Annotated in this window: 20 protein-coding genes; 6 read left to right on the top strand and 14 right to left on the bottom strand. The window is 50.4% G+C overall.

The window, feature by feature from the left end:
* Positions 1 to 40: 40 nt before the first annotated feature.
* Positions 41 to 1,174 (bottom strand): AraC family transcriptional regulator, encoded by a 1,134-nt coding sequence (locus tag Q5741_RS07500; RefSeq protein ID WP_305023460.1) that lies wholly within the window; start codon positions 1,172 to 1,174, stop codon positions 41 to 43.
* A gap of 221 nt (positions 1,175 to 1,395) precedes the next feature.
* Between Q5741_RS07500 and Q5741_RS07495 the strand changes: the two genes are divergently transcribed.
* Together Q5741_RS07495 and Q5741_RS07490 are read left to right on the top strand one after the other, a co-directional pair.
* Positions 1,396 to 2,019, top strand: a complete 624-nt coding sequence (locus tag Q5741_RS07495; RefSeq protein WP_305023459.1) for a TetR/AcrR family transcriptional regulator — start codon at positions 1,396 to 1,398, stop codon at positions 2,017 to 2,019.
* A 113-nt stretch (positions 2,020 to 2,132) separates the two neighbouring features.
* Positions 2,133 to 3,602: an MDR family MFS transporter gene (locus Q5741_RS07490; protein ID WP_305023458.1), complete on the top strand. Its 1,470-nt coding sequence runs from the start codon at positions 2,133 to 2,135 to the stop codon at positions 3,600 to 3,602.
* A 78-nt stretch (positions 3,603 to 3,680) separates the two neighbouring features.
* On the opposite strand, the gene Q5741_RS07485 is transcribed toward Q5741_RS07490, so the two are convergent.
* From Q5741_RS07485 to Q5741_RS07460, 6 genes are all read right to left on the bottom strand, one after another.
* Entirely contained in the window at positions 3,681 to 7,553 is a 3,873-nt protein-coding gene (locus Q5741_RS07485) for a glycosyl hydrolase 53 family protein (protein ID WP_407074330.1), read from the bottom strand.
* A 254-nt stretch (positions 7,554 to 7,807) separates the two neighbouring features.
* Positions 7,808 to 8,743 (bottom strand): SMI1/KNR4 family protein, encoded by a 936-nt coding sequence (locus Q5741_RS07480; protein ID WP_305023457.1) that lies wholly within the window; start codon positions 8,741 to 8,743, stop codon positions 7,808 to 7,810.
* A 220-nt stretch (positions 8,744 to 8,963) separates the two neighbouring features.
* On the bottom strand, positions 8,964 to 9,974 hold the full coding sequence (locus Q5741_RS07475; protein ID WP_305023456.1) for a Gfo/Idh/MocA family protein: 1,011 nt from the start codon (positions 9,972 to 9,974) through the stop codon (positions 8,964 to 8,966).
* Between the two features lie 229 nt (positions 9,975 to 10,203).
* The gene (locus Q5741_RS07470; protein ID WP_305023455.1) at positions 10,204 to 11,178 is read right to left on the bottom strand and encodes a 2,3-diaminopropionate biosynthesis protein SbnB; all 975 of its coding nucleotides are present in this window, start codon (positions 11,176 to 11,178) and stop codon (positions 10,204 to 10,206) included.
* On the bottom strand, positions 11,175 to 12,158 hold the full coding sequence (gene sbnA / locus Q5741_RS07465; RefSeq protein WP_345784152.1) for a 2,3-diaminopropionate biosynthesis protein SbnA: 984 nt from the start codon (positions 12,156 to 12,158) through the stop codon (positions 11,175 to 11,177). The genes Q5741_RS07470 and sbnA overlap by 4 nt, the downstream gene beginning before the upstream one ends.
* Before the next feature lie 13 nt (positions 12,159 to 12,171).
* Positions 12,172 to 13,407 carry a phenylacetate--CoA ligase family protein gene (locus Q5741_RS07460; RefSeq protein WP_305023453.1) on the bottom strand — a complete coding sequence of 412 codons (1,236 nt, stop codon included), beginning with the start codon at positions 13,405 to 13,407 and terminating at the stop codon, positions 12,172 to 12,174.
* 200 nt (positions 13,408 to 13,607) lie between these two features.
* Here Q5741_RS07460 and Q5741_RS07455 point away from each other — a divergent pair, with 200 nt between their 5' ends.
* Complete coding sequence (locus tag Q5741_RS07455) at positions 13,608 to 14,414, top strand: YheC/YheD family protein (RefSeq protein WP_305023452.1); 807 nt, start codon at positions 13,608 to 13,610, stop codon at positions 14,412 to 14,414.
* Between the two features lie 110 nt (positions 14,415 to 14,524).
* Here Q5741_RS07455 and Q5741_RS07450 read toward each other — a convergent pair whose 3' ends face one another.
* The 4 genes from Q5741_RS07450 to Q5741_RS07435 all read right to left on the bottom strand — a co-directional run bounded on the left by Q5741_RS07450 (position 14,525) and on the right by Q5741_RS07435 (position 16,912).
* Positions 14,525 to 15,181, bottom strand: coding sequence for a GAP family protein (locus tag Q5741_RS07450; RefSeq protein WP_305023451.1), 657 nt, complete (start codon positions 15,179 to 15,181; stop codon positions 14,525 to 14,527).
* 11 nt (positions 15,182 to 15,192) lie between these two features.
* A complete protein-coding gene (locus tag Q5741_RS07445) occupies positions 15,193 to 15,951 on the bottom strand; it encodes a MerR family transcriptional regulator (protein ID WP_305023450.1) in 759 nt (252 codons plus the stop codon).
* 23 nt (positions 15,952 to 15,974) lie between these two features.
* The gene (locus Q5741_RS07440; protein ID WP_305023449.1) at positions 15,975 to 16,124 is read right to left on the bottom strand and encodes a hypothetical protein; all 150 of its coding nucleotides are present in this window, start codon (positions 16,122 to 16,124) and stop codon (positions 15,975 to 15,977) included.
* Positions 16,125 to 16,561: 437 nt separating this feature from the next.
* Positions 16,562 to 16,912: a YciI family protein gene (locus tag Q5741_RS07435; protein ID WP_305023448.1), complete on the bottom strand. Its 351-nt coding sequence runs from the start codon at positions 16,910 to 16,912 to the stop codon at positions 16,562 to 16,564.
* Positions 16,913 to 17,211: 299 nt separating this feature from the next.
* Here Q5741_RS07435 and Q5741_RS07430 point away from each other — a divergent pair, with 299 nt between their 5' ends.
* The 3 genes from Q5741_RS07430 to Q5741_RS07420 all read left to right on the top strand — a co-directional run bounded on the left by Q5741_RS07430 (position 17,212) and on the right by Q5741_RS07420 (position 19,831).
* Entirely contained in the window at positions 17,212 to 17,679 is a 468-nt protein-coding gene (locus tag Q5741_RS07430; RefSeq protein WP_305023447.1) for a MarR family winged helix-turn-helix transcriptional regulator, read from the top strand.
* A 45-nt stretch (positions 17,680 to 17,724) separates the two neighbouring features.
* Complete coding sequence (locus Q5741_RS07425; RefSeq protein WP_305023446.1) at positions 17,725 to 18,663, top strand: NADP-dependent oxidoreductase; 939 nt, start codon at positions 17,725 to 17,727, stop codon at positions 18,661 to 18,663.
* Between the two features lie 178 nt (positions 18,664 to 18,841).
* Entirely contained in the window at positions 18,842 to 19,831 is a 990-nt protein-coding gene (locus Q5741_RS07420; RefSeq protein ID WP_305023445.1) for a carbohydrate deacetylase, read from the top strand.
* Positions 19,832 to 19,908: 77 nt separating this feature from the next.
* Here Q5741_RS07420 and Q5741_RS07415 read toward each other — a convergent pair whose 3' ends face one another.
* Genes Q5741_RS07415 through Q5741_RS07405 form a run of 3 tightly spaced genes read right to left on the bottom strand, consistent with a single transcriptional unit; the run spans position 19,909 to position 21,621 of the window.
* Complete coding sequence (locus tag Q5741_RS07415; RefSeq protein ID WP_305023444.1) at positions 19,909 to 20,229, bottom strand: DUF4303 domain-containing protein; 321 nt, start codon at positions 20,227 to 20,229, stop codon at positions 19,909 to 19,911.
* Positions 20,175 to 20,465 carry a DUF4303 domain-containing protein gene (locus Q5741_RS07410; RefSeq protein ID WP_305023443.1) on the bottom strand — a complete coding sequence of 97 codons (291 nt, stop codon included), beginning with the start codon at positions 20,463 to 20,465 and terminating at the stop codon, positions 20,175 to 20,177. Before Q5741_RS07410 ends, Q5741_RS07415 begins: the two co-directional genes overlap by 55 nt.
* Positions 20,466 to 20,502: 37 nt before the next feature.
* Positions 20,503 to 21,621 carry a GNAT family N-acetyltransferase gene (locus Q5741_RS07405; protein ID WP_305023442.1) on the bottom strand — a complete coding sequence of 373 codons (1,119 nt, stop codon included), beginning with the start codon at positions 21,619 to 21,621 and terminating at the stop codon, positions 20,503 to 20,505.
* Positions 21,622 to 21,648 lie beyond the last annotated feature (27 nt).

The following is a 21,648-nucleotide window of genomic DNA, read 5'->3' as shown; positions in this document are numbered from 1 at the left end:
CGGTAACCTTCCGGAAAAACACTGCTCTTAGGCACCTCGCTCATTCTCCTGCCTCCTGTTCCTGATTACATAACCTTACGGGTATGCAGCATTCCACAGTCACCTGCTGCTCGATATAAGCCGTGCTCCACTCCTGTGTGCTGCTAATCAGCACCTGCAGGCAGGAATCTCCCCTCCAGCCTTGTTCTGATAACCACTGAACAGCCTCCTGATCTGCCTGCAGGAAACCCTCGTTTTCCTCTGCCCGGAATACCATCACACGCAGCTGCTCACGCTGCCTGACTTCCAGTGTCTCCTTGTCCTGCGAACGCTGAACGGGGAGATACAGCTTCATTCTGGAGACCTGGCTGTTGAATACCTGGAATTCCTCAAGCAGTCCATGATCCCCCCATTCAAAAACGCTGAGCGGAAGCCACTCCGATAAAAGCCTGTTCCATGCCTCTACAATCTCTTCGCTCGCACCGGATCGAACCCAAGTTACAGCATAAGTACCTCCAGGAATCTGAACAGGCGACAGCCCGGCAAGCTCCTGGCCAAGCGCAGGCTTGTTTTGCTCCACTGCCACCAGCTGATAGCCGTGAGGCAGAGGGGAATCATCAAGATCCACGTTCCAGCCGAATATTCTACAGGTATTCACTTGGATATGGTGTTCCATCAGAATTGTCTGGAATCGTTGATAAGCCTCCGCCTCGATCCCTTCTTCACACTCGGAAATATGGAAATACCCCACTCCATGCTGGACAGGCAAATGAATGACTTTGACATCAGGAAAACGTTCCGTAACATGCCGGTTCTCCAGATAATCATAACGCTCCTGCAGGCGGATACACTCGAAGCTGTAGATGATTTCTGCTTTGCGGTACATGCCGGGCGTCAAACCCGTATACTTTTTGAACGTCTTCGTGAAGGTCTGATACGTATCAAATCCGCTGCGGTAGCCGATCTCCTTGGAGGAAAGGCTCGTCTGTCGCAGCAAACTGGCCGCCTCGCTGGTTCTGCGTTTGCGAATGTACTCCTTAACGGGGTGACCGGTCAGGGCATAGAACTGACGATATAAATTGGGCACGGACATGGCCGCAGCCCCGCTGATCTCTTCTAGAGACAGGAACGGAGGATCATTCAAATGCTGTTCAATATGTTCAATGGCCCGCTGGATGGATTCTTCGGTATGCATACAGTTCCTTTCGAATATTTCGGCTTGCTGTACTGCTAATAATTACAACCATCATAACAAATTGTTCCTACAGGACAGTCTCCTTTTTTATCAATAAGTGAAGAACGGTATAAAAAAACTCAAAAATTGTGCACCAACTTGACAGTGCGCCCTTCGCTGGAGCATTATGTTGTTATCGAACGATAACATACACCGAAGCAGCCGGCTTCTCCGACAGGGAGATGATCCATACTTTGAAGAAAACGAACAAACAGCGGACCCGTCCAGAGGACGGTGCCGAGACACGGCTGCTCATTATGCAGGTAGGTCGGGATTTATTCATGACCTACGGCTTCCGGGCCGTTTCCACCAGACAGATCGCATTGGCCTGCGGCTTGACCCAGCCCGCTCTGTACCGGCATTTTCGCGATAAAGAAGCTTTGTATATCGATGTGCTTCTGCATGAACTGGAGACGGTTAACCAGGCGCTGCTTCAGCAGATTGAGCAGGGTCAGAGGCAGACCGTCGCCACCCTGCGTCTGCTAGCACGGTATCTGTCAGATACCCCCCATGATCTCAGCTGGATGTTCCATGACCTGGAGCATGAGATCGAGCCCGAATCACGGCAGCGGGTACGTACCGCCTTCTGGCGCCAATTTCTGCAGCCCGTAGCCGATGTCTTCGGTCAGGGTTTCCGGAGTGGGGAGCTCCACACCATGGAGGAGCGCCTAAATCCTGAAACAGCGGCTATGATGTTTCTTAATTATCTGAAGCAGCAGCCCGGCAAGGCGCCCCGTGAAGACTGGCCTGATACAGTCGTTGACCTGCTTCTGTACGGCATATCCGCCCAACCGAACAAAAACTAGCAAATCAGAAGAACTGCGGCACAGCCGCTTTCTTTATAGCCTCTTGTTATCTAGTGATAACATGCTTAGTGAATGGCCGCTTTATATTCTGCTTATAGAAAGGAAGACCGCTTATGTCTGAACAGACAGCTTCTCGGACTCATGAGGATGACAGCTACAAATGGAAAGTGCTGGCGTCTGTCGTTATCGGATTGTTTATGGTTATTCTGGACTCGACCATTGTGAACGTGGCACTTCGTGCGCTGCAGCTGGATTTCACAGCCTCTACTACCGAAGTGCAGTGGGTCATAAGCCTCTACACTATGGCGCTGGGAGTAGCCACACCGCTGTCAGGTTTTCTTGGCACCCGTTACGGATCCAAACGCATCTTTCTCACTGGTCTCACACTGTTCATTACTGGCTCCGCACTCTGTGCGCTGGCCCCCTCGCTGCCGCTGCTGATTGCAGCCCGGGCCATCCAGGGGATTGGCGGCGGCATGGCACTTCCGCTCGGAACCGCCATGCTGTTCCGAGCCTTTCCCGTTGAGCAGCGGGGCATTGCCTTTGGCGTCTTCGGTATCGTGCTCGTCTTTGCACCGGCGTCAGGCCCGATTCTCGGCGGCTGGTTCGTGGATCATGACATGCTGTCCTGGATTTTCTGGATTAACGTGCCGATTGGCATCATCGGCATTACGATGGGCAACCGTCTGCTCCGCAAGGAGAGCGGCACGAAGCTGCCCGTGAACTGGCTCGGCATCCTGCTCGCCCCGCTCTCCTTCGGACTTATCCTCTTCGCGGCCTCCAGCGCCGGCGAGAGCGGTGTCGGCTGGAGCAGTCCTCGTGTCATCTATGGACTTATTGCAGGTGGACTAGTGCTCGCCCTGCTGGTATTCACCCAGCTGCGCAGCAAGCATCCTCTGCTGGATCTGCGTCTGTTCCAATACCGCAGCTTTGCCGTCGGCAGTGTCGTTGGGGTTGTCGGCTCGCTCGCCTTGTTCGGAGCAGAATTTCTGCTGCCGCTGTATCTGCAGATTCTGCGGGGCAAAACCGCGTTCGAGGCCGGTCTCTTCCTGCTCCCGCTCGCCATTGCCTCCGGCGTCATGGTGCCGATCGCAGGCAAGCTGGCCGACAAGTTCGGCCCGCGGGTGCCGATCATCATCGGCTTTCTGCTGCTAATTTTCAATACTTATCAGCTGTCACAGATTACACTGGATACCAGCCTGACCTACATCCTGTTCCTGACCATTCTGCGCGGGATCGGAGTAGCCTTTGTCATCCAGAACGCCCAGGTCGCTGCGCTCTCCGAAGTTCCGCCGGCCCGTCTGAACGGTGCTACTCCCTTGTACAGTGCATCGAGCCAAGTCGTGCAGTCGCTCGGGGTAGCTGTTCTGGCCACCATTTTGTCCAGCGCTGTTACCACATCCTTTCCGTCCAGCGGCGGCACACCCGATCCTCAGGCGCTCGCCCAGTTTAACACCCAGTATGTGACCGGTCTGGAGCATGCGTATCTGGCTGCCTTGGTGATTACGGTTTTTGTTACGGTCATTGCATTCTTCCTGCCGGGCAGAGCAGCACAATCCAAGACAGAGAAAGCAGCCTCTTAATAAGAGAGAAGTCATTATATGCCAAAGAGCCTGAACATGAGTTCAGGCTCTTTTTCGATTATTCTGGATGATAGCAACTTACTTGGAGATCATCTGTTCTTCGCCCTGGTCTCCAGCGGTAAAGCTGTGACTGCGGGAAGCTTCCTCGATATCATGGAATGCCCAGTGACCTTCTGCTGCATCTGTCCAGGCTGGTGCTGTCACTCCATAGAGAGGTCCCCGCTTCAGCACCCGGTTAATCAGCGTCACTGCTTCGGCCCGGCTCAATGGCTGATCCGGCTTGAAGGTTCCATCCGGCATACCTTTCATATAACCGGCCTGTTGGACTAATGCAATGTTCTTGGCAGACCAGTGTCCCTGGGTATCCGGGAACGTCGCAGAAACTTCACCCGTCAGCTTCATCCAGCGTGCCACTACAGCCGCCATCTCTGCACGGGTCACATGCTGCTGCGGCCCAAACGTGCCATTCTTGTATCCTGTCATCCATCCAGCCGAGGTTACCTCACCGATGGCATTGGAAGCCCAGCCGAAGCGGTCTGCATCCCTGTAGTTGGCTGTTGACGTCTCCTCTTGCTGAATTCCACCAACTCGTGACAGGATGGCAGCCAGTTCCGCACGTGTGACGGCCTGCGCCGGTTTGAATGTTTGACCCGGATAGCCCTGAATGTACGGCTGATGTACCGCCTGCGATTGCTGATATGCTGCCCAGTTGTCTATATTCAGCACGGTAAATGTACTGAACTTCTTCACACTGAACTTCAGACCAGGCTGATCACCGGTGTATTGCACCAGCTGAGGCTGTACCAGCTCTCTCTCCCCATCGCTATGCTCAATATACACAGCCAGATTAGAAAGGAACTTGGCACGAGCTGCAGCATCTGCAGGAAGGTCATTGGCCGGCAAAGGCAAAACCAGCTCAACCGGCTGGCCGCTCACGGCTGTCTCAATGGAGACCGGTCGGCCGACCACCTTCACAGCGCCTGTACCTGCTGCTGTCTGTACAATAAGATCTTTTTTCGCACGGTCTTCGACGTCCTGAATTCCCTTTGCAGTTTTGGTTGGCGTAAATTTGAAATTATAGTCTCCATTCAGCGAAGCCATCGACTGCTTCGGCAGAATCAGTCTTGCATGATTCGTGAAGACCTCCAGATCTACCTGGCCTGCGGCAAGGGTCTTCATGGTATCTTTGGACAGTCCAAAATCAAGCTCCGATACTTCATCCTTCGTATCAGGCATCGTAAGACGCACGGTACCCGTACCTGCTGCAATGACCTTGCTGATGGCCTCTTGCGCCTGATCAGCAGTATAGTTCACTTGATCTTTCTTCGTTCCGTCCGCCAGAGTCGTCCGGCGAATCACTGCACTGCTGCTTGTGATATCTTCCGTTTGTGGAGCAGGAACCGATGAACCTGACTGCACGTTTCCTGAACCACCCGGCGGTTGGGTTGGCGTTTCCCCATTGCCTGGTTGGGACGGGTTATATTCACTGGCAAGACTGAGATTGAAGTCATCCAAGGTTCCCCATGCGCCGGCATCTGCTTTGATGTTGGCTCCGACCGTCAAGGTTCCTTTGGTGACCAGGATGCTTTTCATCTCCGGATTGCTCCACTGGGTCCAGCCTTTGACGCCGGTATCCACGCGGAGCTCTTTGTTGTCATCGGTGATGGCAAACAGATTCATTTGAGCGTTATGCGCATCTCCGCCCTGCAGAAACATCGAGAGATTATAGTAACCCGGCTTCAGCCCGGTAACCGTCTGCTCGACTCTGAAGTCCACACCCTTATCCGAATAGAAATGCAGCGAATAGCTGCCGGATTTGGCATCGGAAACCTTGTTTTGATAATCGGTTTGCTTTGGATCTGAATTGCCGTAAGTGATTCTCCACATACTGCGGTCACTGTTCTCGAACCCTGGATTGACGACAAAGTTATGGGCTCTAATCTCAAGATTAGCCTTGACTGATTGGCCACCTGCCACTGTTCCTGTAATAACATAAGTTCCCGCACCGCGGTCAATGGCCTGCTGCAGCGCCTGTTGATCCCATGTTACTGCAGCGCTGCCTGTGCTTCCGTCATTGAAAATGACCGTGGCCGTATCCGGCAGCGAAATGACATCTCCTGCGTTGCCTGTTACGGACACGTCCTTAATGGAATCAATCGCAAGCGGAGCTACCGCGCCTGTATTAACATATTTGAAAACATTCAGAGATGGCAGCGGATGTCCTGTGAAATCAAACAGAGCCTGATTATCGACGGCGCTTCCGCCGTACCATTTCCCAGCATCCTCTGGATCATATTCTCCGGCATAACTAGCAGCCCAGCCAGAGCCGTATTGATCCCACAGAACTTTATTTTGCTCGATACTCGATGGAGGACCTACCGGCAGCCAGGCAGGCTCCCAATAGAATACACCGAGCCCTGCATTGCCCACTTTGGCTACAGCATCAATCACATTCCGGACAGAGTTGGCCTGGCCCTGCACACTGATCGGATAATCGAGCACTTGTCCTGAGCTCTGCGGCGCGGTATTCCCGTGTCCGTCTCCTTCCTCCGCTGTGTAGGTGTAGGAGGTTTCGGCTACCATGACTTTTTTGCCATAGTTAACAGCCACCTGTTTCAATACAGATGTTAAGTTGTCCAGCGTGCCGTGCCAGAAAGGATAATAGGAGCTGGCAAACACATCATAATCTACATGGTTATCTTTTAAAGCTTGTGCGTAACCGGCATAGCGTCCTGCAGATTCCGGGTTGGTAAAATGTAGGGCTACGAGAATGCTTGAATCCACCTCTCGAATCGCTCTGCTTCCCGCGTTAAATAATTTACTGATATTGGCCCAATCTTTTTCACCGATAAAATTCTGGTTCGTTTCATTCCCTACCTGAACCATGCCAATATCGATACCTTCACTGATCATTTGCTGCAGACTTGTTTTGGTATATTCATATACCGCCTGCTCTTTTTGCTCAAGCGTCATAGCTGCCCAGGCTTTTGGCGTATGCTGCTTACCCGGATCTGCCCAGAAGTCAGAATAATGGAAGTCGACCAGCAGCTTCATTCCATTCGCAGTTGCCCGCTTGCCGATCTCAATGGCTTTGGCCAGATCATTATTTCCGCCGCCGTAGCCATTTCCGCTTGTGCTATAAGGATCGTTCCATACCCGAACACGGATATAGTTGACGCCCGCATCATGGAGAGTTGTGAAGATATCCTGCACCTGTCCAGCTTCGTTATAGAATTGGACTCCACTCTGCTCCAGCGAAAGAATACTTGAGATATCGGCCCCTTTGATAAAATTCGGATTAAGGCCTTCGACCTTCTTCACAAAGATGTTGGCATTGACCGGCTGGTTCGTGTTGTCACCCGGCTGATCCGTGTCCCCGCTTACTTGCTTCAAGGAGAAGCTGTCCAGATAGCCCCATGCATTCGGTGCACCTGTAACGTTAGCTCCAAGATCCAGATTAGATGTGTCCTGTGTTAGAGTAAAACTCAGCTTTACGGTAGCCCAGTTGTTATAACCGGTAGTTGCAACGGCTGCCTGACTTTTTTCGCTGCCGGCAAACAGTTTAACTTGTCCTGCTTCTAACCCAGCGCCACCCATCGAATGAACCGATAGTTCATAGCTTCCTGCCGGAAGATTGGATACGCTTTGTTTTACCATGATGGACTGCTCTGCTGGCGCTGTGTTCTTAATCCAATACTTGAACGCATAACTTCCCTCATCAGGTGTGAGATACGAATCCTTTGCGTATTCGAATGGATTAATTTCGACTTGATTCCAGTCTGCCGTGTCAACCGCCCATGTATAATCCGTCCAGAAGTCTGTTTCAAATCCGCCATTGGTAATATAGTCCGTTCCGGTATCAGCCGAAGCTGCTCCTGCCCGGAACGAAAACGAACTGAGCATCATAACCATGGCCATAACGACCGGTAAAACCTTTTTCTTTTTCCTCACGTATCGATCACCCTTCTATTCATATTCTATGCTGCGAGTAAGCACCTCAAGTAATGAAGCGTTTACACCAGGTACTTTGATCCCAATATACCAACAGCCTTAGGGGGAGAATACGTAACAATAAAAAGATATTGGATGCTTAAGCAATCATTTTGGGCGTAGAAGCAGAATTCCACTGCCGTTCCTGCACACAAAACAAAAAGCACATTCGCCTTAGCGAATATGCTGGAGTCTGTCGATGCATCAATGCGTACTTAATCTTCTATTGGCGCTTCCGCTGAAACCAACGGCCCAGCCATCAAGCCTTTAACAAAGCTTGCAAAATCTGGAGCCAGATGAGTAACCTTAAAGTTCTGATCCTTATTCACATGAACCACCTCAGGCTCCCCGTCATTCCCGGATGGACGGTAATCCAGCATGATGACTTCACCAGGTGCCGTACATTCACCGATAATGACACCGAATTCAGGGTAATTCTCATGGATGACACGAGACCTGCTGCCCTGCTCCCCACACAAGGAGTAAGGCTTGTCTCTGCCGATGCCGAGAATGGCTGCGACCTCTACAAATCCCGCAGCTCCCGACGTACCTGCAGGGTAATAACGCTGGCTTGGCACACCGCCGTTATGCAGCTTCATCATCTGCACATAAGATGCAGGCAGCTTGAAGACCAGCTCTTCTTCCACTGAAGCAATCTGCTCATCCGTAGGGGGTGATAGCACATATTGTTCCAATGCATGCTCACTGTCGTCCCAGAAGTTCATTAGATCCAGCTCTGAATCTACAGCAGCAGCTGCTGATGTTTCCACAGCTGCTGCTGTGTCTTCCGGCTGCTCTTCAAGCAGCTTCTGATCAATCAGTTCCAGGAACTCCAATGTATCCTCATCTTCCGGCTCGAGCCGGTCTGATGCTTCAAAAGCCTTTTTCGCTTCCTCATATCGTTCCAGATAGTAGTAAGCCATCCCGATGCGGTAATGCCAGAGCGGGTCTTCCTGACCTTCATCGGCGATCCTGCTCAGAACTTCAACGGCATCCACATACTGCTCCAGATTGTTGTACGCCCTGCCCAAATGGCTGTTCAGTATGTAATCTCTTTCATCTTCAGGTACTTCCAAAATGGCCTCAACGATCTGTTCATACTCGTCCTCTTCATGCCATGTATCCAGCTGCTCCAGAAGCTCTTCCTGCATGCTTCACGCCTCCTGTATCTTGTCCTTGCTGTGATTATAGCATTTCTTGGGAACATATCTCCATGCTGTAATCCATCGCCTCATACTGTAGAATACATGTTAAAAGAAGACGGAGGGGCGGTAAGACAGCTAGCGTTTCCTCAAAAGCCGTAGAATCAAAAATACAGATACAAATAAAACCGGCTGCGGACAGCAGTCGGCCTTTATTTGTATCTTCGTATTAGTCCCTTCTGTTAATCAGCTGCTGCCGCAGATCCGTTACACCCTCACCCGGCTTGCGCAGCGCCTCTAGTACCACCTGAGCATTGTAACCGTCATAGAAATCATAGACCTGGCCCGGCTTGCCGTTCAGGATCTGAAGCACCTGCTTGAAGACAGGAAGCTCATCCTCTCCCCCTCTGACAGGTACCGGTCGCAATTCCGCTTCGTTCGGACCCATATACAAGCTGCTCCAATTCTCTAGTGCAATAATTCCCTGCTCCCCATGAACGACCAGAGAGACGCGTTCCTCTCCTTCCCGGTGATCCGTACCTGATACATGGATATCCATACCGTTATGCAGACTCATCACCGCGCTCACACGGCTCTCGCATTGTCGTCCATCTGATGGATATTCGATCTGGCTCTTCACCTGAGTGATCGGGCCAAATACCTGCTGAATCATATGGATCCAATGAATGCCAACTTCCAGCAGATAGCCGCCCTCATGTCTTGTCGTAATCCAGGGGTTCTGCTGCCAGGCCCGCGGCCACTGCGGAAACTCCAGATAAAAATCCATCTGTTCAATCGGACCAACCGCCTGCTCATCGATCAGCTGTTTGAACTGCACGACTTCAGGGTCCATCGGGAATGAAAAATGAATGGCATGCAGCCGATCGGACTGCTCTGCCAGCTCCAACAAATGCCTCGCTTCCTGCAGGCTGTTCGCCAGCGGCTTCTCGCAGAAGACATGAACGCCTTTCTCAAAAGCGATACGCGCCACATCATGATGCATGGATGGCGGGACAGCGATATAGACCAGATCCAGCTGTTCCTCGTTCAGCAGCACCCGGTAATCAGTATACAGCCGGGCACTGCTTCCTGCCGCTTCTGCCTCCTGCTGAAGTCTGCTTTCCTCGTTATCACACAGCGCTGCTACTTCAACCTGCTCTGCAAACTGGGGAACCCAGCGGTGAAGCATATGCTTGCCCATATGCCCCAGACCGATGACGGCCAATTTTAATTTAGTCATAGATTTTGTCCCTTCAGCGTTAAATAAGCCCCTTTTCTACAGGGTGTTTCACTCGTCAAAATTATGTATTCACTAGTTACCAATATCCCACAGTTGTTCGTATTACTCAATGGTGATCGTCCATGCATCGGCAAACTTTGCAAATGAATAGATCATTGCATGTACAAAACGATACAATGCCATGCAGAAGAAGAACGGGCTGCCCGTTCCTCTCCTGCATTTTTTGCCATCATGCATCATTCCCCAACAGGATCCCCTTGCCTGATCTTAATGCTTCCTGCAGGTACAATGCGGCTATACCGATATCGAACACCGCGAGACCCATCGGGTTGAAGAACACAGGCTCTTCCTTGCTCAAGGCAGCCAGCCCGTCGTGACAGATGACATCCTCCAACGTGATTACCCCGGATTCCTGCAGGCCATATTGCAGGTGCAGCTGCTCCATGTCTGTATTCTCCCGGCATACCTCCTGCCAATCATCAACGACGATCGCTTGTAAATGCGCCGCACTTTCCGGCTTGTAATCCCTGAGCGATACGTTGAGCAGAAGTGCACCTTTGCCAGGCGGCTCATCAATGTATCTATGGTTGGACACGGTGCACGTAATAAAAATATCCGCATCCTGGTAAACCTGGCGCCAATCGTCTGCAATCGCTGTTCTGGCCCGCACAGCCTCAGGCACGGTATCCAAATCAATTGGCATCAGGTCATACAAGCTAATCCGCTTCAGCTTATCGCCCAGCAGGGCGATACACATCTCCAGATGATTGCGTCCCACGGGCCCCCATCCGATGATGCCGAGCCGCAGTTGATTTGACGGTCTGCTGGAGGTAAAAGCCTTAATCATGGAACCGCTGACTGCCGCTGTGCGAAGGGCGCTGAGCAATCCGCTGTGTATAAAAGCGGCAGGCTCGCCGGTCGCAGGATCATTCAGTATCATCGTATTATGGGCTCTGGGCAGACCCAGCCGGATATTGTCCGGATAACTTGCGATCCACTTGATACCTGCCATATTTATGCTTCCGCCGACAAAGGCAGGCATGGCAATGATGCGGTTTCCCGGATCACGAAATCTCAAATAAGGCTTGAGCGGATGCACACAGTCGCCTTCAGCCTTAATTTTCACGACATTCTCAATAATTTCAATCAGCCTCGGCCAATCGATTCCGATCTCAACAATATCACGATCATGCAAATAAATCATGCTTTAGCCTCCATAGGAGAGCATAAGTCCAAGCCCAGCTCCTGTCTCACCCAGGCATCACTGTATACGGTAGACAAATACCGTTCGCCGCGGTCCGGCAGTATGGCAGCGCAGACCGATCCCGCAGGGATCATCTCAGCCAGCCTGTTTACAGCGGAGATCACGCCGCCGGAGGATGCCCCGGCCAGAATGGCCTCTCGGCGGACCAGACTGCGGCAGCCCCGAACACATTCTTCATCGGATACGTTCACAACCTGGTCCGCCAGGCCGGGCCGATACAATCCGGGCGTGATCCCGGCACCCATCCCGGGGAATTTGCGGGGACCTTTCTCCCCGCCGAAAATCACGCTTCCGACGGCATCCACAGCTACGATTTGAGTTGACCAATTCTGGCTTCGGATGTACTCCATGCAGCCGCGAATCGTGCCGCATGAGCTCACAGCACAAAATAAGTAGTCAACAGCGCCCAGCTGCTCGCCGATCTCCCGCATCGTGGTGTCTGCATGTGCCCTATAATTATCCGGGTTGCTGTATTGATTGGTCCAGTAGGCCTGCGGCCATTGGTGGAGCAGCTCCTGAACCCTCCGGATCCGGGCTGGCAGGAACTCCCCAGTCTCCTTATCCGGCTCCGTCACCAGATCAATCTCTCCGTGAAAACTCCGGATAATCTGCTTATGCTGTTCGGTCGTGCGGGGGTCCACAACACAGATAAAACGAATCCCCATATAGCAGCATAATTGGGCCAGACTGATGGCCAGATTTCCTGAACTCGATTCGATCACTACCGTGTCTTTCGTAATATCGCCGCGCCGTATGGCCTCACGAAGCATCGACAGCGCGGGCCTGTCCTTGGCGCTTCCTCCGGGATTCATCCATTCCAGCTTGCCGTAGACCTCAAAAGGCTTCTTCGCAAACAGCCGCTCCAGCCGGATCAACGGAGTTCCACCGATGGCTTCAGCAATCCCACCTTCAAGTTTCAACCTGATCCCTTCTTTACTCATAAAATATTTTTTTGTTCTTGATGGAACCGGAGGAGTAAAGATCCTCGCGCGTGCCTTCGATGACCTGAATACCGTCGAGGACCCCAGCCTGGATCATCATGCCGATTTCCGGAATGCGCTGCTCTATATCGTATTGTATCTGCTGCATTACTTTTTCGGTTGCATGAGGGCTGAACAGGTATACGATAACAGCATTACCCGCGACTTTGACACGAATGTCCGCTTCAGCAAGGTGGCGGTATACTACGTCTTCAATATCATAAATACTGATCTTCTCGCCGTGCTTCAGCTCAGGACCGATTCTTTTTACGATGCTTCGGAAGCTGGGTCTTAAGATACCGTCTACCCGGATCGGACGAAAGTCGCGGACGACATCATAGGTCACATAACGTATGGCGGGAAACGCTTCTCTTACCGACGAGGTCACAACAAGCACCCGCTCCTCCTCATCGGACAGTGTTCCCAAGCCCTCTTCGACTTCTTCCGGCAGCAGGCCTTCTGCTGTAATACCTTCCGTTAACAGGTATCGTCCATGCTCATGCGAATAATATGCGATCGTGCCGATCTCAATTGAACCGTACGTATCCGTGATGTGCTCTGTACGGATGCCGAGCCGGCGTGCAGCCTGACTGCACCAGGCGGGGGAAGTCATCTCCCCAACCAGAATGACATGGCGAATACCATATGCCGCCGGGTCAGGAGACTCAAGAAGAATACGGTTCAGGATTGAAGGCATCGTATACAGCACTTCTGGCTTGAAATCCTCCAGCCGTTCCAGATGCTGCTGAATTGGCAGCCGGAAGGAGATCGATTCGGCATGCATGCCCAAACGGCGGAATACTTCTACAGCTGTGGCTTCAGCATGTCCCGTACCCATATCAGCCAAGGCTCTCTGATAGTTATGGTTTCCCAGAATCGTCCGGTACACGTCCAGCTTGATTCGCACGTAGTTCTCTTCATCCCAGTCGGAGTAATAAATGGATTTCCGCAGGCCGGAGCTTGTGCCCGATGTCTGGTAGCGATGCATATCTCTGCGCTGCACCAGCGGGCTGTTCTTCACATAGTAATGCCTCTCCAAGACAGAGGCCGTCATCAGCGGCAGTTTTTCCCGTACAGATATCCCTGCCCTGCCGACAAGCTGAGATCGAAACCATGATTGGTACCAGGGCATGCAGGACACCACCCGGTTGATCGTTTGCTCCAAGTCTGCATATTGACACATGGCCATGGTTTCCCCTCGTCATGAAATCATTTCCTTATTCCCTCTAACACTCTATAGCTTATGCATTGGCCTAACAGGTGTTCCATTGCTGGCGACCGGTTAGACCGTCTGCAGAACGATCTCATCCTGCCCACATCAGCTTACACCTATATGCAGGAAGCTCCGTATACTGAAGCAACCTAACCCTTTGGAAAAGAGGCCAGCACATGAAAAGCAACCGGAAGGCCGTTTCGAGCAAGTTAATGAAAACCCGCATTCTGCTGCAGCATTCAGAATTGTCCAAATATGTACCTGCCACCTACAGGCTTAACCGCAGCCGTCTGCTGGTGTTGCTGAAAAGGCATGGCATGCTGTACTTAAAGCCGGATACAGGTTCGCTGGGAATCGGAGTCATCCGGGTTGAGAAACGGGGAAAGATGTTCCATTACAGGCATGATGTACAGTCCCATACGTTCCCTACGTTTCAGGCTATGTTTCAGTCCTTGCAGCGGCATACCGGAAGCCGGAACTATCTCATTCAGAAGGGGATCCATCTGCTGAAGCACCAGGGGCGCCGGTTTGATTTCCGTGTGATGGTCCAGAAAAATCCGTCCGGCGAATGGGAGCCCACCGGGATAGCCGCACGGGTCGCTCACCCGCACAAGATTGTGACGAACGGAAGTCAGGGAGGCACGATTTATGCTGCTGCGGACGTGATGGAACCGATAGCCGGAACGGAAAAAACGGACAGACTCCTTCATAAAATGGATCTTCTGGCCCGTTGGACCGGAGCCCAGTTCAGCCAGTCCTACCCGGCTATGAATGAGTTAGGGCTGGATATCGCCGTTGACCGCAGGCTGAGACCCTGGATTCTAGAGGTGAATACCCGTCCGGACCCTTGTCCTTTTACCAAGCTGGAGAATAAAGAGAGTATCCGTAAAATTATTGCCTATGCGGAGGGTTACGGCAGGAAGTATAAACTGGACTGCTCCAAGGCTAAGCGTGCTCCCGGCAGCAGAGAGTCTGATTCTTAACGATTACAAAAAAAGCCTAGCGCTGAAAAATTTACAGCAGCCAGGCTTCTTTCTCCCCAAAATATTTAACAGCCTAAGCCAAAGAGGACATCTTTAATCGCTCATCCCGGCTATAAGTAGTCCAGACTATAAAAAATCAAAATCAGCCCAAAGATACTCATCATCCACGAAACAGCCGATCCCGAATAGCTCATAAGCTTAACACGCATTTTTTCCAACGGTTGCTGCATCACTCGCCCGAATAACAGGTGCAGTATAAACAAGATCAATGGCGGTAACAACATTATAAAATTATAGCCCGCCAAAATTGGGAGCCACTGACACACAGCCAGGTTTGAGGCAGACATCAGACCAATCGCCGCAAAATAAGGAAACGCTGTCCCTACTTCGATCAGCGAGGTCGTAAACCCAAGCGCAATCATAGCGGCTGCACTTTTGGACTTCGGCCTAGGTACATCGCTCTTGGTATTCTTGGGATAATAAAAGCTCGCTGTAAACAGCAGCACACCAGTAATCAGCATAAACCAGCTTAGGATCCGATTTTTGAGGATCGAAGAGAACACTTTCATTACAACATCCATCCCTAACCTGACAGCAATACCTGCTAGAAAATAAAAGGCTGCCACAGTTATTAAATATACTATTAAGCGTGATCCTAACCGCTCTTTCTCCGTCAACAACAAATATACCGTGACGCCCAGAGCTGTAGGACTGAGCATATCCAAGAGGGCCAATCCCCCTACTCCCAGCAGCAATTCAGCACTCACCTTATCCCCCCTTACTGGTTGGAAGAATGCTTATTAGACGAAATATAGATTTCATAGGCCCGTTCCATAAAATCCAGAACCTCCTGTTCGATCGGATAAAGTCCAAGCTCCTCCGACTGATTTGGAGATTTTCTCACCTTCCACAACTTATCCATAAATTTGTCTTCCTCATGGAAATCCTCCATTTGCTTCTCCACCATACGCCGTATAATATTTTGTGCTTTAGGGGATGCAGGATCATCCTTCACTGAGCGCTTGATCTGGCCAAGCAGAGCGATCCATTCCAGGGAATCCGGATCTTCTCCGTTCATTTTGGGGAGCTTCGCCCACAGCTCAAGCTCCTGATCATCAAACATATTCTCCCTGAAAATCTGCAATTTTGCTTTATTTTGGCTTGATAACTGGACAAGCTTCTGAACTGCGAGATGGTCATCTCCGCCTTCCAATGTGATGCTGTTGATTAATTCTTTTAGCGCAGACTCCATCTTTCTTAATCTTTGCTGCTCTTCAACAATGTACACGAGCTGTCCTTTCAAACTAACCGACCACTGCCATTTGGAATCCGATAACATATCTTTAATATCCTGCAGGCGGCAGCCTATTCCTTTTAAAAACTGGATTTGCTGCAGCTTCTTCAGATCCTCATCCGAATAAAGACGATGCCCTCCATCGGTTTTGGAAGCGGGAGTTAATAATCCGATCTGATCGTAGTACCTCAGGGTTCTAACCGTGACCTTCGTCTGCTGTGCCACCTCTTTGATATGAATCATGCACTACACCACCAACGATTATGTTATTGTTCTTTGTCCTTATATAAACCATGTTTAATTAAATATCCTATTCCCAGACCGACTAATACGCCTGGAATGGCTTGATCTAACATAAGTCCAATCCCTGCTCCTATAATGACACACGCATAAATGATCATATCCCCTTGTTTCACTCCAACATCTCCTTGGTATCATTGCTCCTCCCCTCCCACCGTGTTCACAGCATGATGCTAAGAGGCTTCGGCATTGGCTTCATTATATAAAATGACGTAACGTCACTTTCAAGTGTAAGTTTGAATGGAGACGGGATCATAAGCTTCAAAGTCACTTTAAGGCCTGCCTTTTATAATCGCTTTGACTCGCAAAAATTTTTCAGCATAACAAGAAAGGCTGCCGGTACCGGCAGCCTTCTTATGGATAACCCTGTGACTATTCCGTTCGTCAATATATACCTGATTTCAGTAATGCGGTGATCTCAGAGTCCTGTTTTAAACTTTGCAAAATGATGGTTACCACTTCTGCCGCTTTTCCTAATAGTTCAAAAATAGTAACCGGTTATGCGTTGCGTTATTTCCGGAATAGTTAAAGAAATTTACTCCTGCATTTCGCTTCAATATACTTGACGCAATTCAATCTGACCTTCCCCATGCCCTTGCGGGTCAGGCATCCGCATTGCCCATTCAATAGCTTCTTCCTTCGACGCCACATCAATCAGAATGAATCCGGCAATCAGTTCATTGGTTTCCGGAAAAGGACCCTCCGTAACTACCGGTATTTCTCCGGGTCTCAGAAATGAAAGGCGAAGCCCGTTTGAGCTTGGATGAAGTCCTTTAGCCATCACTCGAACGCCTGCCTTAATTAATTCCTCATTGTACTTCGTCATGGCTTCCCTGAGCTCTGAGCTCGGGAGATTTCCGGCTTCCGAATGATTCGAAGCTTTAACAATCATCATAAAAAGCATAAAAACCCCTCCTTTTTTTAAGATGATATCTTTACCTTTCCTAAAAACCTCTTTGTAAATCGAGTCAACCTCTTTAAAATGATGACCTTTGTCAAAATTCTATTTACTCAATGAATATTCCTGTCCATCGGTCTTAACTCGGGAAAAAGCACTCCAGAATCATTCACCCTCACCCGGAACCCCCAAACGCTGCCTAATTTTCAAGGAATAATTAATTTATGTTGACGGCAACATATTCGTGTGTTATCTTAAGTACAAGAAATACGTTGACGACCACACAATAAGGAGGGATTACAAGATTGAATAACGACAACCACAACGAAGCCGTTGAGAATGAAATGAATGCAGTCAACCAATTTCCCGTTAGCTTCTCGATCTTCAGCTTGGCTCGTTCCCATCACCGGGTTGCAGGACAATTGTTACGGGAAGCAGGCTTATATCCAGGACAGGAGCTGGTGTTAATGCAGCTGTGGTATCAGGATCGTCAGCCCCAGAGCAGCCTCACCAAAGCACTTCGTCTGGATCACTCAACCATAGCAAAATCAGTTCGCCGATTGGAAGATGCAGGCCTTGTCACCTGCAGCCGCTCTGAAGAAGATAAACGAGTAACCCTCGTATCACTTACCCACGCAGGGCGTGATCTTGAATCAAGAGTCACTCAGGTCTGGAGCAAGATTGATGAGATCACCATAGAGAATCTTACAGATGAAGAAAAAGTACAGTTCGTAGCCTTGGCCAAAAAGATAAACGCTGCACTGGAACGTTAAGAGGGATTACATTAAACCAATATCGATATCAGAGGAGAGATTAATATGTCTACAAAATCAATGCAAGCGGTTCTCGTTCATGAATACGGTGGTCCGGATGTTTTGAAGGTGGCAACCGTCGATCGTCCCCAACCGAAAGCGGATGAAGTGCTCATTCGCATCAAATATGCCGCGGTTATTCCACTTGATTTCAAAATCCGTAACGGCTGGCTCCAGACTGTATTTCCTGTAACGATGCCTTATGTCCCTGGTTTTTACGCTTCAGGGGTTGTTGAAGAGGTAGGTAAAAGTGTAACCGAGGTCACCTCCGGCGATCGCATCTTTGGTATGATCCGAGGCGCTTATGCGGAATATGGAGTCGCCAAGGCCCAAGAATTGATTAAACTGCCAGAGAATCTTACTTTCGAAGATGCGGCAACGATTAAAGCCGGAGCCGAAGCTGCCTGGAAAGCGCTGTTCACAGAAGGTGAACTCCAAGCTGGCCAAACGGTTCTCATTCATGCGGCGGCAGGCGGCGTTGGACAGTTTGCCGTTCAGTTAGCCAAATGGAAGGGAGCAACCGTAATCGCCACGGCTTCCACCTCTAACCTGGACTTCGTGAAGTCATTAGGTGCGGATCAGGTCATCGACTATACCACGACAAAGTTCGAAGACGTCGCCGAGGAAGTCGATCTGATCGTCGATTCGGTTGGAGGCGAGACCGAGGCCAGATCCTGGTCTGTCCTGAAGAAAGGCGGGATTTTCGTCTCTTTGACTCAAGATCCATCCCAGGAAAATGCCCAAAAACACAGCGTTACAGCCAAATTCAATACCAAATTTCCTACCCGCGAAGACCTGCAAAGCTTAACGGAACTGATAGCTCAAGGTACAATTAAAGCCATGATTGATTCCATATTCCCATTAAGCCAAGCGGCAGAAGCATTGGAGAAAAGCGAAGCAAGACATGGACGGGGACGAATTTTGCTGAATATGAACTACATCTAACAACGTCAAAACACACGCAGTATGCTGCGTGTGTTTTTCTTGTTTTCGCAATTTCTCAACGGCTTGGCAAACATGATCCATACCAACAAAATATAAAAGAAAGGCGTATGCCTCACTCCATCCTCCGCTCTGCTGCATTCAATATGGCAAACAGGTATGAGAACGGAGCGATCGCGTCATGAAATATTTGATCATTAATGCCGACGATTTCGGCCTGTCTCCAGGTGTGAACCAAGGGATTATTGAGGCTTACCAGGCTGGAGGGATCAGCAGCACGACGTTAATGGTGAACACGCCGGGCTTTGAAGATGCTGTTCGGCTTGCAGGTTTACATCCGGAGCTTGGAGTGGGCTTGCATGTCAACCTGACCTATGGCCGGCCTGTGTCCGATCCAGGGCTTGTCCCTTCTCTCGTTCAAGCGGATGGTCATTTTCTTCCTGTCAGCGAGATCTACCGCAGAGAACTGCATGAGATCGAGATCGAATTAACGGCCCAGTGGGAGCGGTTCACTGCTACTGGGCTGCGTCCAACCCACCTGGATGCACATCACCACCTGCATCAGGTTTTTCCGGACGTGTATGAAGCAATGGTACGGTTGGCAGCCAAAGAGGGCATTGCTATGCGGCGGCTTCAGCAGCCGCATAGCAGGAGCGAAAATTCCGCTGGGCTGCCGCTGACCACGAATCGGGTTGTACTGGATACGTATGAAGCGGATCATGGGCTGCAGAAGCTGCTCCACTATCTCCGCAATCTGCAGCATGGATCGACTGAATTGATGTGCCACCCTGGATATGTAGACGAGCCATTACGGGCAATCTCTGCGATGACCACAGAACGGGAGTCCGATCTGGCTGTGTTCCGCAGCCCGGCGGTCAGCAGAACCATTCGGGCCCTCGGCATCCACCTGATTCATTACGGGATGCTCGGTTCTGCCGAGAACAGAGTCGAGCCCGCAGAGTCCGAAGCTGTAACCAATGAAGATATTGTCCCTCCGGCGCCAAGGAGAACCCTAACGAAACGGAAGAGCTCCGGAAACCGAAAGCTCAAGTCCAGATTATTGGCGAGAAGAAAACGACGGCGGCTGGGAATCCCAACGAAAAAGCCTCGGATCATTGCGAGAAAAAAGAAAAGAAGCCGGCGAACCGCCGCGCTCCCTATATTCAAATAGCTGCTGCGCATGTTATATGCACGGCGGTTATTTTTTTGGAGGGGGAAACAGCGCAAGCGTAAGTGAATCGTCCGTGCTTACTCCGCTGCCTCTGCCAGCCATGCCTGCATAGCCGGGGATTCTTTATGATTCAGACGCAGCGCGATTTCAGTATTAATCTTATCCGGCGGCATGACCTCGACAAGGATGCATACCGACTCTCGCGGTTGATTCAAGGCAAATATGCCTTCATCATCGAGCATCTCCATCGCCAGCTCCATAGCCTTCAGCCTCAATTCAAACTCACAATTCCATTCGTCAGCCTCAAGCTCTGCAATGGAAGGACGCTCCGCGAACCCTTGCTTTATACCATCGAAGTTTTCATCCCCATAACAACAGGGTGAATGGCATAAGACCATTTGATGAGCTCTGCTATCACGGATTTCGAAGTGCCGCTTTCGTCTGCTTGTTGGGCCGCCTCCCTATCCAATGCCTCCCACGACCAGGCGGAGATGCTTGGCGCATGTCCCTCTCCAGTAGTAAATAGCGTGCAGTAGTAATAACGCTCACCATTTGCAAAAAGAGTCCGGAGAGGCGTCCTGGCTGCACCTGCAAACTCTCTTGCAAGCGCCTCTATTTCTTGTCTCCGGTTCATGGCATTCGCCCCTTTCCCTTCGTTCGTGGGTGTAATTTCAAAATTTGTCGACCTTGTACCAAAATACAGGTAGTGGAAACCACCCTGCGGGCGCAGAAACCGGCATATAACGACTGTGTTGTGTAAGCAGAAGTGCCTGAGCCTGCTGCTTATTAAGGACAACTGCATGGGGCGGAGCAGATCGCTCAACCGTCACGCCTCCCGCATCCACTCGAGCAGTAACCGGCTGGCCGTCCATGACGGCTGAGAACTCCCCCTCTATCACTCCAGTCGTTTTGTACTGTAGGGTTAGGTACGCCTTCAATACATTGGCAAAATCTATAATATGGTACATGTCTGATGTCTCAATAACATAATCCTCGGCTATACTGCCCAGTGTGTTATTCAAGGGAACGTCATATTCTGGGGTAACTATCGCTATCCGTTTGGCTCTGCTATACCCCATATAAGCCTTGATCGTCAGCGAAATATGGTCAGCATTTTCCAGCGCAAATTCAGATATTTCATCACCTGCTCCATTTACGATCAGATACCCGGTTAGCTTACCCTGATTCACAACGCCAAGTGCCTGCTGATGGAGACCGTTGAGAATAAGTGGTAATTGCTGTATTGTTCTTTCCACATAAGCAAACCTTGATGTATTGATGGCATGAGCAAAAGATTCTGCTCCTTCAATCTCAAGTAACGGTCTAAAGGATATTCCTGTGTCACTCACATGCTGTAACCCATGGCGAACATTGGCCTCTTCCACGAAATACTTGAGCTTTACGCCACCCAGGGTGAAGCCGAAATACTCATATCTCTGTCGCTGTCCATTTAATACAATGATGTCACACGTATCACGAAGCTCCTTAAGCCACATGTCCATGAGTATCTTCATATGTCCTTCTCCCCGAGCCCGTGGATGAACTGAGACCGTGCCCAAATAGCCGGTCCGAAGCATATGATCACATACCGTCAAAGTCTCTGGAAAAACGGCCACCTGTGCATGGATTCTGCCCTTCTCGTCCACAGCAACCTTATGCATGGCTGAAAAATCTACATTCTTTCCATATGCTTTGGGCATCAGAGTTTCAAAATTCAAGTGAAAAGCATAGTTGGCTAAATCTATACATTCATCGCGCTCATTCGGAGTTGCCATTCTGTATTTAAACATTTGCCCTATCCTTTCAGCATTAATTTA

Source organism: Paenibacillus lacisoli (assembly GCF_030580655.1).
In the GTDB taxonomy this organism is placed as follows: Bacteria; Bacillota; Bacilli; order Paenibacillales; family Paenibacillaceae; genus Paenibacillus; species Paenibacillus lacisoli.
Note: the sequence above shows the minus strand (reverse complement) of the source record. Positions and strands in the feature narration are given on the sequence as shown.

Coding starts and splice junctions, on each gene's coding strand:
- Q5741_RS07460 (WP_305023453.1), bottom strand. CDS start 13,407: ATGGCCATGTGTCAATATGCAGACTTGGAGCAAACGATCAACCGGGTG.
- Q5741_RS07405 (WP_305023442.1), bottom strand. CDS start 21,621: ATGTTTAAATACAGAATGGCAACTCCGAATGAGCGCGATGAATGTATA.
- Q5741_RS07445 (WP_305023450.1), bottom strand. CDS start 15,951: ATGATTCATATCAAAGAGGTGGCACAGCAGACGAAGGTCACGGTTAGA.
- Q5741_RS07490 (WP_305023458.1), top strand. CDS start 2,133: ATGTCTGAACAGACAGCTTCTCGGACTCATGAGGATGACAGCTACAAA.
- Q5741_RS07435 (WP_305023448.1), bottom strand. CDS start 16,912: ATGCTTTTTATGATGATTGTTAAAGCTTCGAATCATTCGGAAGCCGGA.
- Q5741_RS07480 (WP_305023457.1), bottom strand. CDS start 8,743: ATGCAGGAAGAGCTTCTGGAGCAGCTGGATACATGGCATGAAGAGGAC.
- Q5741_RS07410 (WP_305023443.1), bottom strand. CDS start 20,465: ATGAACCGGAGACAAGAAATAGAGGCGCTTGCAAGAGAGTTTGCAGGT.
- Q5741_RS07455 (WP_305023452.1), top strand. CDS start 13,608: ATGAAAAGCAACCGGAAGGCCGTTTCGAGCAAGTTAATGAAAACCCGC.
- Q5741_RS07500 (WP_305023460.1), bottom strand. CDS start 1,174: ATGCATACCGAAGAATCCATCCAGCGGGCCATTGAACATATTGAACAG.
- Q5741_RS07420 (WP_305023445.1), top strand. CDS start 18,842: ATGAAATATTTGATCATTAATGCCGACGATTTCGGCCTGTCTCCAGGT.
- Q5741_RS07475 (WP_305023456.1), bottom strand. CDS start 9,974: ATGACTAAATTAAAATTGGCCGTCATCGGTCTGGGGCATATGGGCAAG.
- Q5741_RS07495 (WP_305023459.1), top strand. CDS start 1,396: ATGATCCATACTTTGAAGAAAACGAACAAACAGCGGACCCGTCCAGAG.
- Q5741_RS07470 (WP_305023455.1), bottom strand. CDS start 11,178: ATGATTTATTTGCATGATCGTGATATTGTTGAGATCGGAATCGATTGG.
- Q5741_RS07415 (WP_305023444.1), bottom strand. CDS start 20,229: ATGGTCTTATGCCATTCACCCTGTTGTTATGGGGATGAAAACTTCGAT.
- Q5741_RS07425 (WP_305023446.1), top strand. CDS start 17,725: ATGTCTACAAAATCAATGCAAGCGGTTCTCGTTCATGAATACGGTGGT.